This is a genomic window from Arthrobacter sp. AL05, assembly GCF_029960715.1.
In the GTDB taxonomy this organism is placed as follows: domain Bacteria; phylum Actinomycetota; class Actinomycetes; order Actinomycetales; family Micrococcaceae; genus Arthrobacter.
Genome location: NZ_JASBRC010000008.1, coordinates 117,900 through 131,062 on the forward strand (window position 1 = coordinate 117,900; position 13,163 = coordinate 131,062).

At 68.2% G+C, this 13,163-nt stretch carries 11 protein-coding genes; 2 read left to right on the forward strand and 9 right to left on the reverse strand.

The genetic code is table 11. From position 1 onward, the window contains the following. Positions 1–98: 98 nt before the first annotated feature. From QK287_RS11700 to QK287_RS11715, 4 genes are all read right to left on the reverse strand, one after another. Complete coding sequence (locus tag QK287_RS11700) at positions 99–1,262, reverse strand: alpha-amylase family glycosyl hydrolase (protein WP_282360199.1); 1,164 nt, start codon at positions 1,260–1,262, stop codon at positions 99–101. A 93-nt stretch (positions 1,263–1,355) separates the two neighbouring features. Then, positions 1,356–1,580, reverse strand: coding sequence for a hypothetical protein (locus QK287_RS11705; RefSeq protein WP_226774082.1), 225 nt, complete (start codon positions 1,578–1,580; stop codon positions 1,356–1,358). Positions 1,581–1,731: 151 nt separating this feature from the next. Further along, a complete protein-coding gene (locus tag QK287_RS11710) occupies positions 1,732–3,405 on the reverse strand; it encodes a thiamine pyrophosphate-binding protein (protein WP_282360156.1) in 1,674 nt (557 codons plus the stop codon). Between the two features lie 119 nt (positions 3,406–3,524). Further along, on the reverse strand, positions 3,525–4,028 hold the full coding sequence (locus tag QK287_RS11715) for an Lrp/AsnC family transcriptional regulator (RefSeq protein ID WP_282360157.1): 504 nt from the start codon (positions 4,026–4,028) through the stop codon (positions 3,525–3,527). Between the two features lie 93 nt (positions 4,029–4,121). Here QK287_RS11715 and hisC point away from each other — a divergent pair, with 93 nt between their 5' ends. Further along, the gene (gene hisC / locus QK287_RS11720; RefSeq protein WP_282360158.1) at positions 4,122–5,219 is read left to right on the forward strand and encodes a histidinol-phosphate transaminase; all 1,098 of its coding nucleotides are present in this window, start codon (positions 4,122–4,124) and stop codon (positions 5,217–5,219) included. Positions 5,220–5,267: 48 nt separating this feature from the next. Continuing rightward, complete coding sequence (locus QK287_RS11725; protein ID WP_282360159.1) at positions 5,268–6,677, forward strand: amino acid permease; 1,410 nt, start codon at positions 5,268–5,270, stop codon at positions 6,675–6,677. Between the two features lie 197 nt (positions 6,678–6,874). On the opposite strand, the gene QK287_RS11730 is transcribed toward QK287_RS11725, so the two are convergent. The 5 genes from QK287_RS11730 to QK287_RS11750 form a co-directional block, all read right to left on the reverse strand. Beyond that, positions 6,875–8,545: an alpha-amylase family glycosyl hydrolase gene (locus QK287_RS11730; protein ID WP_282360160.1), complete on the reverse strand. Its 1,671-nt coding sequence runs from the start codon at positions 8,543–8,545 to the stop codon at positions 6,875–6,877. After that, complete coding sequence (locus tag QK287_RS11735) at positions 8,542–9,459, reverse strand: carbohydrate ABC transporter permease (protein WP_282360161.1); 918 nt, start codon at positions 9,457–9,459, stop codon at positions 8,542–8,544. Before QK287_RS11735 ends, QK287_RS11730 begins: the two co-directional genes overlap by 4 nt. Beyond that, positions 9,456–10,502, reverse strand: a complete 1,047-nt coding sequence (locus QK287_RS11740) for a sugar ABC transporter permease (protein WP_282360162.1) — start codon at positions 10,500–10,502, stop codon at positions 9,456–9,458. Before QK287_RS11740 ends, QK287_RS11735 begins: the two co-directional genes overlap by 4 nt. A gap of 91 nt (positions 10,503–10,593) precedes the next feature. After that, positions 10,594–11,913: an ABC transporter substrate-binding protein gene (locus tag QK287_RS11745; protein ID WP_282360163.1), complete on the reverse strand. Its 1,320-nt coding sequence runs from the start codon at positions 11,911–11,913 to the stop codon at positions 10,594–10,596. Positions 11,914–12,028: 115 nt separating this feature from the next. Further along, positions 12,029–13,036 (reverse strand): substrate-binding domain-containing protein, encoded by a 1,008-nt coding sequence (locus tag QK287_RS11750; protein WP_282360164.1) that lies wholly within the window; start codon positions 13,034–13,036, stop codon positions 12,029–12,031. Positions 13,037–13,163 lie beyond the last annotated feature (127 nt).

Sequence of the window (13,163 nt, forward strand, 5' to 3'; positions counted from 1 at the left end):
AGTGTCGCCGGCCTGACGCGACCGGACTGACTGGCTGGCTTGCAAGGGCCGTCCACGTTCCTGAAGAAACGTGGACGGCCTTTTGCCTGCCTCGAGTTTCAGCCCCGCAGCACCCACGCCGCGTCGTTCGGCTGCAGCCAGCCGTCCTCGGTGAGGGGCGCGGCGCTGAGCAGCACGGAACCGGTGGGCAGCTGCACCGGTTCGCTCCCCATCGCGACGGCGACGAAGAAGTCCGCGCTGCGTTCGCAGATCAGCAGGTTCCCGGCCTCAACGCGCCAGGTGCCGCCGTCGTCCGGGCCGAAGACCTCGTTGTTCCACAGCAGCCGGCGCAGCCGTAGCGCGTTGGTGACCAAGGCAAGCGACGACGCCGGATCCTGCTGCTGGAGCTCGATCGCGTGCGTGCCCCATCCCGCCGGAATAGGCAGCCACGGCGTTGGTGACTTGACGGCCACAGTTTCGGCCCGCGAGAACCCGTGGCTCAGTGCCGCGTCCTCCGTCCACGGCAGCGGGACGCGGGCACCGTCGCGGGAGACCCCGCCGCGGGCCCACATCGGATCCACCCGGGATTCCATCGGGACGTCGACCTCAGGCAGTGCGAGCTCCTGGCCCTGGTAGAGATACGCAGGGCCAGGCAAAGCCACCAAAGCGGCCCTGGCCCGCAGGGCGCCAACATTCCCACCACCAAACCGGGTGACGGACCGGACGATGTCGTGGTTCTCCAGCGCCCACGTCGGCGTGGCGCCGTGCAGCAGGCGGGCAGCTTCGAGTTCGGTCCCCGCGGCGGCCCACGCCGCCGGATCCCAGCCGAGCTTCACAAACGCGAAGGCAAAGGCCTGCTGCATTTCATCGGCCCGGGTGTAGCGGGCGGCGCGGGCCGGTTCCAGGTTGACCTCGCCTACCAGCAGGCGGTGCGGCTCATACTTCTCCGCGAGGGTCCGCCAGCGGCGGTACACCTCGTGGACTTCCTCCTGGTCCGAGACCTGCGGGTTGGACCGCAGCCCGTCCACCACCCCGCCGGTGGAGGGCGAGTCCGGCAGGCCGTCGGCCTTGAACAGGGCATGGGCGACGTCGATCCGGAGCCCGTCCACGCCCTTGTCGAACCAGAGGCGCAGCACGCCGTCGAAGTAGTCGCCGACGGCGGGGTTGCGCCAGTTCCAGTCCGGCTGCTCGGGGGAGAAGAGGTGCAGGTACCAGTCGGTGTCCGTCCCGGACCCTGGAACGGCTCGCCGTTGGGCCGCATGTGTGCTCTCGCGGCCGCCGATAGGCGTGGTCCCGGGAGAGGCCTACGACGGCGGCGCGTGGGTTCCAGCCGAAGGGACCCAGGAGCCGGAGTCAGCCGAGGTGAGCCCCCGCGTTCATCGGTAATCGGGTTTGTTGTGATCGGCCAGCACAGTGCTGCCGCCAGCCCACCTCGTGCCGCACGTCGGGCACTTGATGTACCACTCGTCGTTTCCGGGAAACTCGATCATCTCGCCCACGTCCTCACCGCTCGACGGGCACCACGCCTTCATGTCCTCCTCCTTTTGGAGGATCGCCTCTTGGATCATTATTAAGTCCAGGTCATCGTCGTCTCTGATCATGGTCGCGACCATACGCTGGGTGACCGACATCCAACCTCCGGGGCCGCCGCGGTCTGGACGGAACCGCCGAGGTGTCTGAGGTGGCTGCAGACTCCTGCCGGGAAGCGGACCCGCCCGGCGTGCCTGATTCCTTCCCGGCCCGCCGGGCTGACTAGCCAGCCACCGCCGCCTTCGCCGCCCGCGAGGCCTCCATCCACTCGCTCAGCCACGGGGCCCGGACGCTGGAGGTGATGCGGCAGTCGGCCACGAAGGTTCCCTTCGCGCCGGCGTCGATCCAGTCCTGCAACGCGGAAAGGTCCGCCAGCGAGCGGATGATCGCCGATTCGGCACCAAGCGCTCGAGCGACGCCGCTGAAGTCCACCTCGGGGATCAGCATCGGCTTGTCGGTCAGGCCCTGGGAGCCGTACTGGTGGATTTCGGCTCCATAGGCGGCATCGTTGTAGATCACGACGACGGCGCTGCTCGCCGCGCCAATCAGCGATTCGAGGTCGGACAGGCCCATCAGGAAACCGCCGTCGCCGGAGGCCAGCACCAGGGTGCGGCCGGCCTCCACCGCGCGGGCTGCCCCGACGGCGCTGGCGAGGCCCAGCCCGATGGTCTGGTAGGCGGTCCCCACCATCACCAGGTCCTGCGGCCGCGGGATGCGCCAGTACATGGGTGCCCAGCCGAGGAAGTGCCCGCCGTCCTGGACCACCGTGCGGCGCTCCGGCAGCACGTCCTCCAACGCGGTGGCCAGGGAACGCGGGTCCAGCCGGCCGTCCGCGGTCTCCTCGGAGCCCGGGTGGTGGGCCGGTCCTTCGGCCAGCCGTTTGCGGGCTTCCGCGCGCCACGCTCCGCCGCGGCCGGCGTCCGGCGAGGCCGCGCCCTCAAGCGTCCGCAGGAGGTGTCCGGCCGCGGACTTCGCGTCCGCGCTGACGAACGTGTCCACCCGCGGGTGCGTCGGCTGCAGGGCGGTGTCGATCTGAATGACGGTGCTGTCCGGGCCGAGCAGGTGCCCGAACCGCATGGTGAAGGCGCTCAGGCTTGCCCCGGCCACGAGGACCACATCGGCCTCACCCATAATCCCGGCTGCGGTGTCCGTGCCGAAGCCGCCCGCCACGCCGAGGTATCCCTCGCCTTCGAGGAGGTTGAGCGCCAGGGCGGTTCCGGCGGTCACGGCGCCGAGCCGGTCGGCGAGCTCCCGGAGCTCCGGGGCGGCTCCGGCGAGGTGCGCGCCGCGGCCGGCGAGGATCAGCGGCCGCTTCGCCCCGGCGAGCAGGCGGGCTACCTGCCCAAGGCCGCCGTCGACGTCGTCAGTCACCGTTCGTGCCGGGGGTGCCGGAAGTTCCTCGTCCGCAGCCTCGAGGGCCGCGAGGTCGTAGGGGATGGCAATCACGACGGCGGTGCGCTTGGTGAGTGCGTACTCCACCGCCTGCCGGGTGATGGAACCCGCGGCGTCGCGGGTGACGGTGAACGTGGCGGCGCCGAGGCCTGCGGCGATGGCCGCCTGGTCCACGTCCCAGGGCCGGGCGCCGGTGGTGGGGGCGTCCCCGGTGACCAGCACGACGGGGATCTGCGCCTGGACCGACTCGGCGAGGGCGGTCAGTGCATTGGTGTAGCCGGGGCCGTAGGTGGTGGTGCCCGCGGCGAGACGTCCCGACGTCCGGTAGTAGGCGTCGGCCGCGGCGATGGCGGCGCCTTCATGGCGGACGGCGGAGAAGCGGAGGCCCAGCTTTTCCGCGGCGTCCAGGAAGTAGACGTTTCCGTTGCCCATGACGCCGAAGAGATCAGTGAGATAGCTGCTGAGAATCTGCGCCACGCGGCCGGACACGGTGAGAGTAGTCATGCAGGAATCTTGTGCGCTGGTCCCCAGATAGGCAAGGGCGTCAGGTTTGGCTAGGAGATTTGGCAGGCACCAGATGCTCAATTGAAAATATGACCAATTGTGCCCTGCGTCACCCGCACTTAGCCGGCAGCGCGGGGCTCCTGCTCGGAGAGCCGGCTCAGCAGTCCGTCGTAGCGGGGCGGCATGAGTTCCAGCACGGAAATGGCCGTGCTGGTCCGTTGAATCCCCTCGATTTCCAGGATCTGGTTGGTGATGCGATAGAGATCCGCCGTGCCGCGTGCCACCACCTTGGCCATGAGGTCCGCGTCGCCGGTCGTGGCGTGAACCTCAATGACCTCCGGGATCGCGGCGAGCCCGTCTTCCACCGCACCTGTCCGGGTCTGGCTGATGGACAGGGAGAGGAAGGCCATCAGTTCATAGCCGAGTGCAGCGGGATCCAGTCGACGGCTGAAGGAGCGGAGGGCGCCGCTGCGCTCGAGCCGTGCCAGCCGGGCGTGGACCGTGTTCCGTGCGACGCCGAGTGTCCGGGAGAGTGCCAGGGCGCTGGCCTCCGGATCCTTATCCAGGGCCAGGATGATCCTGCCGTCGAGTGAATCCAGGGTGCGGGGGTGCAGGATGGTCATATTTTCACCAGAGACAGTTGAAGTTGAGCAGAAGTCCCAATGGGTTGAGCGTACCTTGCATTGTGGGCGGAGTCACAACCATGATCAGTCCTCATGACCCGTGATCAGCTCCGCACCGCACCGGACACCGCACTCCCCACCCTTCGTGGCGCCGTGTCCGGCCTCCCGCCGTATGTCCCGGGCCGGCGCAGCGCAGGCACCGACATTGCTGCCCTTGCCAGCAACGAAAGCCACTACGAGCCGCTGCCCGCTGCCGCCGCCGCGGTGGCCGCAGCGGCCGGTACCATGAACCGCTACCCCGACAGTGCCGCCGTCGAACTCCGTGAACGGATCGCCAGCCACTTCGGCGTCACCGCCGGAGAGGTCGCGGTGGGACCGGGCAGCGTGGGCGTCCTCCAGCAGATCATCACCGGCTTGTGCGATGCCGGGGATGAAGTGATCTTCGCGTGGCGCTCCTTCGAGGCGTACCCCATCCTGGTGGAGCTGGCCGGCGCCCGGCCGGTCCGCGTTCCGCTGGACACCTTTGAAGGCCACGACCTCGATGCCATGGCCGCAGCCGTCACCGCCCGCACGAATGTGATCCTGCTCTGCACCCCCAACAACCCGACCGGCGTGCCGCTCAGCCACACGCGCATCGAGGCCTTCCTGCGCTCTGTCCGTTCCGACATCCTCGTGGTGGTCGACGAGGCCTACGTGGAGTACGCCGAAGCGGGCAGCGGCCCCGATTCCCTGTCGCTCTACCGCCAGTTCCCGAACGTCTGCATTCTGCGCACCTTCTCGAAGGCCTACGGACTCGCCGGCCTGCGCGTGGGCTACGCCGTGGCGGCGCCGGCCATCGCCGAGGGACTGCGCCGCACCGCCCTTCCCTTTTCGGTGAGTGCGCTGGCCCAGAAGGCTGCCATCGCGTCGCTGGACGCCGGGGACGAGATGGAATCGCGGGTGTCAGCCGTCAAGCAGGAGCGCGCCCGGATGGCCGCGCAGCTCGAAGCCCAGGGCTGGAAGCTGCCGCCGAGCCAGGGCAACTTCCTGTGGATCCGTGCGGATGAGGGCCTCCAGGCAAGGCTCGTGGATGCGTTTGACCGCGCGGGCATCATGGTCCGGGCCTACGAAGGTGACGGGGTGCGGATCACCGTTGCCGGCCCCGCCGCCAACAACCGCGTGCTCCGGGTTTTGGAAGCCCACGCAGCCTAGGAACTTATCGACCCCTTATCAATCCGTTCCACAACCAGAGGACTCCCCATGGAACAACAGACAAAGACGTCTGGCCGCCCGCTCGGCGCCGCACTCAAACCCCGCCAGCTCACGATGATGGGCTTGGGAAGCGCCATCGGTGCGGGCCTCTTCATCGGCTCCGGGGCCGGCATCCAGGCCGCCGGCCCGGCCGTGCTGATCTCCTACCTCGTGGCCGGCACCCTCATCATCCTGGTGATGTGGGCCCTCGGCGAGATGGCCGCAGCCAACCCGGACAGCGGAGCCTTCTCCGTCTACACCGCCAAGGCCTACGGGCCGGTGGCCGGCGCCACGGTGGGCTGGCTCTGGTGGCTGCAGCTCGTGGTGGTCATCGCCGCCGAAGCCCTCGGCGCGGCAGGCCTGCTGGCCACCATCTTCCCGGCCCTGCCGGTGTGGCTGATGGCCTTCGTGTTCATCGTGCTGCTCACCGCCGTGAACCTCACCAGCGTGAAGAACTTCGGCGAGTTCGAGTTCTGGTTCGCCCTGCTCAAGGTGGCAGCAATCGTCGGGTTCCTCCTGGTGGGCGCAGCCCTGCTCTTCGGCTGGCTGCCGGGAGTGCAGTCGCCGGGCCTGTCCAACTTCACCGGTGCCGGCTTCGCACCCAGCGGTTTCGCCGGGATTGCCACAGCATTGTTCGTGGTGGCCTTCGCGTTCGGCGGCACCGAGATTGTCTCCGTGGCCGCAGCTGAGACCGCCGAGCCGGCCCGCAGCGTGAAGAAAGCGGTCCGCACGGTGCTGTGGCGCATCCTGGTTTTCTACATCGCTTCCATCTTCATTATTGCGGCCGTGGTCCCCGTGGGTTCGGCGGGGCTGAAGAGTCCGTTCGCGGCGGTACTGGACGCCGCCGGGATGCCCGGCGCAGCCACCGCCATCACCCTGGTGGCCGTGGCGGCACTGCTCTCCGCGCTCAACGCCAACCTCTACGGCGCCTCCCGGATGGCGTTCTCCCTCGCCGAGCGGGGCGACGCGCCGCGCCTGCTCGCCTCGGTGTCCAAGGCACGGGTCCCGGTTATCGCAGTCTTGGCCAGCGTCGCCTTCGGCGTTGTCACGGTCGGGCTGGAACTGGCTTTCCCCGATCAAGTCCTTCCCGTCCTGCTCAACATTGTGGGCTCGACCTGCCTGCTGGTGTGGACGTCCGCGCTCCTGGCCCAGCTCGCGCTGCGGCTCCGCGCCGACCGCGAGGGAACGGAGCTTCCCCTGCGGATGCCCGGCTTCCCGTGGCTGACGGGCTTTGGCCTGCTCATCCTCGCGGCGATCTTCACGGTGGGCTTCATCGGCGAGGACTCACGCCCCCAGCTGCTGAGCACTTTCTCGCTGGTGGCGCTGCTGGCGGTGGCGAACTGGCTGCATCAGCGGAGGAAGGCTCCGGTTTTTGTTGACGCTTCAGAGGATGACAAGCAGCCGGCGCTCGTCGACTAGTTGACTCGCCTGAACCGACACGCGGCTTCGGTGCACTTAAGGGCGCGTCCGGTTTTGCCGGGCGCGCCCTTCATCGAGGAACGGAGGGCCCCCACTTCCCCGTTGCGGTATCACTTATGGGCGTTCTGAGCCTTTAGAGCAGCTACAAGTGATAGCGCAACGGGGTTCGTGGACGGCACTTCGTGCGGCTGGTCAGCTCAGTGGCGCAGCACCCATGCGGCGTTGTTCGGCTGCAGCCAGCCATCCGCCGCCAGCGGTTCGGTGCTGAGCAGCACGGTTCCGGCCGGCAGTTGCACCGGTTCGCTGCCCATCGCGACGGCGACGAAGAAATGTTCGCCGCGTGTGCAGATCAGCAGATTCCCGGCTTCGACGCGCCAGGTGCCGCCGTCGTCGGGGCCAAAGATCTCGTTCTTCCACAGCTTTCGACGCAACCCGAGGGCTGCTTTGGTGAGGTTAAGCGCTGACGCCGGGTCCTGCTCCTGGCGTTCGATCGCGTGCGTGCCCCAGCCCTCGGGCTGCGGCAGCCACGGCACTGGTCCGTGAACCGCCGCGGCCGGGTCAGCCAGCGAGAACCCGTGGTTCAGCGCAGCGTCCGCTGTCCAGGGCAGCGGGATGCGGGCGCCGTCACGGCAGACGCCGCCGCGGGCCCACATCGGATCCACCCGGGCCTCTAACGGGACGTCGACCTCGGGCAGCCCGAGCTCCTGCCCCTGGTACAGGTACGCCGGGCCGGGCAGGCCCAGCAAAGCCACCAAAGAGGCCCGGGCCCGCAGTGCGCCGACCTCCCCGCCACCAAACCGGGTGACGGAACGGACGATGTCGTGGTTTTCCAGCGCCCACGTCGGCGTCGCGCCGTGCAGTTGCCGGGCGGCTTCGAGCTCGTTCCCGACGGCGGCCCACGCCTCCGGGTCCCAGCCGAGCTTCACAAACGCGAACGCGAAGGCCTGCTGCATCTCGTCCGCCCGGGTGTAGCGGGCGGCGCGGGCCGGTTCCAGGTTGACCTCGCCTACCAGCAGGCGGTGCGGCTCATACTTCTCCGCGAGGGTCCGCCAGCGGCGGTACACCTCGTGGACTTCCTCCTGGTCCGAGACCTGCGGGTTGGACCGCAGCCCGTCCACCACCCCGCCGGTGGAGGGCGAGTCCGGCAGGCCGTCGGCCTTGAACAGGGCATGCGCGACGTCGATCCGGAGGCCGTCCACGCCCTTGTCGAACCAGAAGCTCAGCACACCGTCGAAGTAGTCGCCGACGGCCGGGTTGCGCCAGTTCCAGTCCGGCTGTTCGGGGGAGAAGAGGTGCAGGTACCAGTCCGTGTCCGTCGCCGAGCCGGGGTCGGCGCGGCTCCAGGCGCGGCCGCCGAAGACGCTCTGCCAGTTGTTCGGCGGGATGTCGGCGACCGAAGCAGCACCGGAACCCGGCCCGCCATCGTCGGACATGTCCACTGGACCGGGCACAAAATGGAACATGTCCCGCTCCCGTGACCCCGGGCCGGCCGCCAAAGCAGCCTGGAACAGCGGGTGCTCGGCGGAGCAGTGGTTGGGGACGACGTCGAGCAGTACCCGCAGGCCCAGCGAGTGCGCCAGTTCCAGCAACGTATCGAACTGTTCCATGGTGCCGAACAGCGGGTCCACGCCGCAGTAGTCGGACACGTCGTAGCCCTGGTCCACCTGCGGGGAGGGCTGGAACGGGGTCATCCAGATCCCGTCGACGCCGAGGGAGGCGATGTACGGCAGCCGGGCGGTGAGCCCGGCGAGGTCGCCCACGCCGTCGCCGTCGCCGTCGGCGAAGGAGCGCGGGTAGACCTGGTAGATCACGGCGGATTGCCACCACTCGGCGGCAGGCGCCAAAGCGGTCTCTTCGGCAGGGCTCATTTGCTCGCGCCCGCGGTGAGGCCTTCGACGATCCGCCGCTGGAAGATCAGCACCATAATGACCAACGGTACGGTGACGATCACGCCGGCGGCCATCTGCTCGCCGAAGGGCGCCTGGAATTCGGTGGCGCCAGTGAACTTGGAGATCGCGACCGTGGCGGTCTGGATCTTCGGGTCGTTGATCATCGACAGCGCGATAATGAACTCGTTCCAGCTGTGGATGAACGTCAGGATGGCGGTGGTGAAGACGCCCGGCGCGGCGAGCGGCAGCAGCACCCGGCGGAACGCCTGCCACTTGGTGCAGCCGTCGATCATGGCGGCCTCTTCAAGGTCGAACGGCAGGGCCTTCATAAACGTGGTGAGGTTCCAGACCGCCAGCGGGATCGCGAAGGACAGGTTCGGCACGATCATCGCCTGGTAGGTGTTGATCCAGCCGATGTCCGTAAAGAGGCGCAGCAGCGGGACCACCACGGAGATGCCGGGGAACATCGACGTCGCGATGATGACGCCGAGGATCACCGACTTGAAACGGAAGTTCAGCCGGGAGATCGCGTAGGCGGCGAACACGCCCAGGACCAGGGCGAAGGTGGTGGTGGTGCCGGCGACGATCAGGGAGTTCAGCAGCGCCTGGCCGAACATCGTGGAGCCGTCGAACACCTTGGCGTAGTTCTCCAGCGAGAACGGCGCCGGCAGCAGGGTGTTGTCGAAAATGTCCGCGGTGCGGCGGAGGCTGGAGACCAGCATCCAGTAGAACGGGGCCAGGCAGTACGCGAAGATCAGGGCCAGGCCGGCGTAGACGCTGTAGGAACGCCAGGTGCGCTTGGCTTTGGGTTTTCCGGGTACGACGGCGGTGCGTGCGCCGGGGGCGACGCCGCCGGAATCGCTAGCGGCGTTGCGGAGGTCGGAGATGGTCATCGGGTGGCCTCGGCCTTCTTCTGTTCGGAGTTGGCCAGGGTGCGGGACTTCTTCGCGCTTTTCTTGGACAGCAGCTTCAGTTCCTTGGCGCCGGTGACGTCGGCGCCGAGGACCTTCACAAAGACGATCGCGACGACGGCGACGTACAGGAAGAGCATGACGGCGAACGCGGAGGCCGAGCCGTAGCGCAGCTGGTTGGATTCGTCCCAGGCCAGCATGGAGAGGGTCTCCACGGATTCCTTGCCGGGGCCGATCAGTACAAAGGGCAGGTCGAACATGCGCAGCGCGTCGAGCATACGAAACAGCACGGCGACCAGCAGGGTGGGCTTGACCAGCGGGAGGGTGATGGAGCCGAGCTGGCGCCACCAGCCGGCGCCGTCGATCCGGGCTGCTTCGTAGACTTCGCCGGGGATGACCTGCATGCCTGCAAGGACCAGGAGGCCGATAAACGGGGCGGTCTTCCAGACTTCGGCGATGATGACGGCGACCTTGGAGGCGTTGCCTTCGGCGGTCCAAAGGATTTCGCTCCCGAGCAGGGTGTTGGCGATGCCGTCGGACTGGAAGATCCAGCGCCACAGCAGGCCGGAGACGGCGGTGGGGACGGCCCACGGGACCAGGATGCTGGCGCGCAAAAAGGATCGGCCGCGGAAGGCCCGGTTCATGGCGAGGGCCAGGGCCAGGCCCAGGACGGTCTCGAGGAACACCGTGGTGACGGTGAAGAAGGTGGTGTTGGCGAAGGCGTTGAGGAAGCGCCGGCCGGATTCGCCGACGAAGAGGTCGGCGTAGTTGGCCAGGCCCACGAAGGATTCCACGTCGGAGACGAAGCCGTCCGCGTCCAGGCCGGATTCGGCGCGGAACAGGGACTGGTGCACCGCGGAGAGCAGCGGGTACACAATCACCAGGGCCAGCACCAGGATGGTGGGGGAGAGCAGCATCGCGGCCATCCGGCCTTCACCGGGGGAGCGTTTGCCGCGTTTGCGCGGGCTGCCTGGCTGGGGCGTGCCGGTCTGCGCGCCGGCGGGCGGGGCGGTCGTCGTCGTCATGCTGGGTACCTAACTGGAGTTGCAGCGTGCCTGGCCGGTCGGGGTGGACCGGCCGGCCAGGCGTGTGGTCTGAACTGCTGGGGCTACTGAGTTACTTGGACAGCTCGGTGAGTTTGGCCTGCATGTCCTTCAGGGCCGTGTCCGTGTCTTTCGCGCCGGTGATGGCCGCATAAGCCTCTTCCTGGATCGCCTTGGTGGTGGCGCCGTACTGGACCACCTTGGGGCGCGGCTGGGCGTTGTTCAGCGAGGTCAGCAGGGTGGGGAAGAACGGGCGCTTGGCGACGACGGCGGGATCCTCGAAGAGGGCGGCGTAGACCGGGGCGCGGGAGGACAGGGCGAGGCGCTTCTGGGCCTGCTCCTGGCTGGTGAAGAATTTGACGAATTCCAGCGCGGTGGCCTTGTTCGGGGTGAACGGGGAGATGGCGAGGCTGCGGCCGCCCAGGGTGGAGACGCCGGGGCCGTCGGTGCCGGGGATGGAGGTGATGCTGAACTTGCCGGCCACCTTGCTGGAGCCGTCGGTAGCGCTCAGGGAGGCGTGCAGGAAGGGCCAGTTGCGCATAAAGACGAGCTTGCCGTCCTGGAATGCGCGGCGGCCCTGCTCTTCGAGGTAGGTGATGGCGTCGGAGGGGAAGAGTCCGTCCTTGAAGCCGTCCACCAGCAGATTCAGGCCTTCCTTGGCCTCGGGGGTGTTGACGGTGGGCTTGCCGTCGGCGTCCACCACGGTGCCGCCGGCCGAGGCCACGGCCTCGGAGAAGTTGACCGTGAGGGCCTCGTTCTTATCGAACTGGCCGGTGTAGCAGGACATGCCAGCGGCTTCGGGGAGGGCCAGGATGGCCTTGCAGGCGGTCTTCATCTCATCCCAGGTCTTGGGCGGTGCGGCGATGCCGGCGGCCTTGAGCAGGTCCGAGCGGAAGTAGAACAGCGCGCCGTCGGTGTAGTACGGGGCGCCGACCAGGGTGTCCCGGTACGTCGCGGCGTTGACCGTGGCGGGGATCATCTTGTCGGTGGGGACGGCGTCCGCGGGGAGCGGCAGGATCCACTTGTTGGCGGCGAACTCGGAGGTCCAGACGACGTCGAGGTTCAGCACGCTGAAGGTGTCCGACTTGATCTGGGCGTTCTGGATGAGCTGCTGGCGCTGCTGGTCCGCGGAGTCCGGCAGTTCGATGAACGTGACCTTCTCTTCCGGGTGGGCGGCGTTCCACTCCTCGATGGTCTTGTTCGCGGCACCGGAGGCGTCGCGGTTGGAGACGTAGTTGATGGGGCCCTTGCCCTCGAAGGACGCGGCGGCGGCCTTCGAGGTGCTCTTCGCGTCCGTGGCGGTGCCGCCGCAGCCGGTGAGGGCGACGGCGGCGACGGTCAGGGTTGCGGTGGTGGCGAGAAGAGTCTGCCAGGTGCGGCATCGCTGCCTCATGTGTTGCTCCTTGTTATGTGTGGTGGTGCGAGTGGTTTGGTGCATGCGGAACTGCGGCGGCTGCCTGGTTTGTGGCACGGGGGAGTGCCGGCTGCCGCCGGTGGTTTGTGTGGGGCTAGCTGGTGGGTTCTGGGATGCCTGGCGGTTTTGGGCTGGGTGGCGCGGTGGAGCCGCGCTCGATCAGCCGGTGCGGCATGATCTTCGGCCCCAGGTCGCGGGAGCGGAGCAGCTTCTTCACGGCCATCCGCCCCATCTCCTCCAGCGGCTGGGCCATGGTGCTCAGCGGCGGGTTCACGTGCAGGGAGGTGGAGGTGCCGTCGAAGCCCAGGACGGAGACGTCCTCCGGCACCCGGAGCCCGCGCCGCTGCAGTTCGTTGACGACGGCGGCGCCCATCTCGTCGCTCATCGCGAAGATGGCGGTGAGGCCGGGTTCCTGCAGCAGCAGGTCGTCGACGCCGGGGGCGCCGCTTTCGTAGAAGAAGCTGCCGGTGGCGGTCACCGGGGTGCAGTTCGCTTCGGCCATGGCGCGGAGGTAGCCGCGTTTCCGGGGCTGGGCGACGTGGATCGATGCCGGGTCGCCGGTCAGGAGGCCGATGCGCCGGTGCCCGAGGCGCAGCAGGTGGCGGGTCGCGTCGTAGGCTGCTTGCTCGTCGTCGATGGCCACGCTGGGGGAGCCGGACTTGTCGCTGATGGCGACGGAGATGATGGGGACGTTGGGACCCAGCAGCTGCCTGGTCTCCGGCGTGATCACCGCGGAGATGAGGATGACGCCGGCGGCCCGGTAGGTGCGCAGGGTCCTGAGGTAGCCGGCGATGTAGGCGGACTTGGCGCCGGTGCGGCCCAGCATCACGGCGTAGCCGCGCTCCTGGGCTTCCTCCTCCACGCCCTGCATGACCTGGGAGGCGAGGGCGTCGGAGACCATGGGGGCGAGGAGCCCGATCACGGACGTCTGCCGGGTCTTGAGGCCCCGGGCGAGGTAGTCCGTTTCGTAGCTGAGGCTCTTGACCGCAGTCTCGACCCGTTCCCGGGTCTCGTCGGAGTAGCCCACCAGCCCGTTGACAACCCGGGAGACGGTGGCCGGGGAGACGCCGGCGTGCTTGGCGACATCGCGGATGGTGACCACTGTTCCTCCTCCCTGAGGGTGTCTGTGTTGTCTGCTTCTCGCGATACGTAATCGGTTTCGGAAAACGGTTTACGTAAACGGTTTCGTTGGGTGCAGGATCAACAGTAAGGGGTGGGTGCGGGATCAC

What these genes read in the sequence shown, in the direction of transcription:
- QK287_RS11705 (WP_226774082.1), bottom strand. Translation starts at nt 1,580, where the DNA reads ATGATCAGAGACGACGATGACCTGGACTTAATAATGATCCAAGAGGCG.
- QK287_RS11710 (WP_282360156.1), bottom strand. Translation starts at nt 3,405, where the DNA reads ATGACTACTCTCACCGTGTCCGGCCGCGTGGCGCAGATTCTCAGCAGC.
- QK287_RS11715 (WP_282360157.1), bottom strand. Translation starts at nt 4,028, where the DNA reads ATGACCATCCTGCACCCCCGCACCCTGGATTCACTCGACGGCAGGATC.
- hisC (WP_282360158.1), top strand. Translation starts at nt 4,122, where the DNA reads ATGACCCGTGATCAGCTCCGCACCGCACCGGACACCGCACTCCCCACC.
- QK287_RS11725 (WP_282360159.1), top strand. Translation starts at nt 5,268, where the DNA reads ATGGAACAACAGACAAAGACGTCTGGCCGCCCGCTCGGCGCCGCACTC.
- QK287_RS11730 (WP_282360160.1), bottom strand. Translation starts at nt 8,545, where the DNA reads ATGAGCCCTGCCGAAGAGACCGCTTTGGCGCCTGCCGCCGAGTGGTGG.
- QK287_RS11735 (WP_282360161.1), bottom strand. Translation starts at nt 9,459, where the DNA reads ATGACCATCTCCGACCTCCGCAACGCCGCTAGCGATTCCGGCGGCGTC.
- QK287_RS11740 (WP_282360162.1), bottom strand. Translation starts at nt 10,502, where the DNA reads ATGACGACGACGACCGCCCCGCCCGCCGGCGCGCAGACCGGCACGCCC.
- QK287_RS11745 (WP_282360163.1), bottom strand. Translation starts at nt 11,913, where the DNA reads ATGAGGCAGCGATGCCGCACCTGGCAGACTCTTCTCGCCACCACCGCA.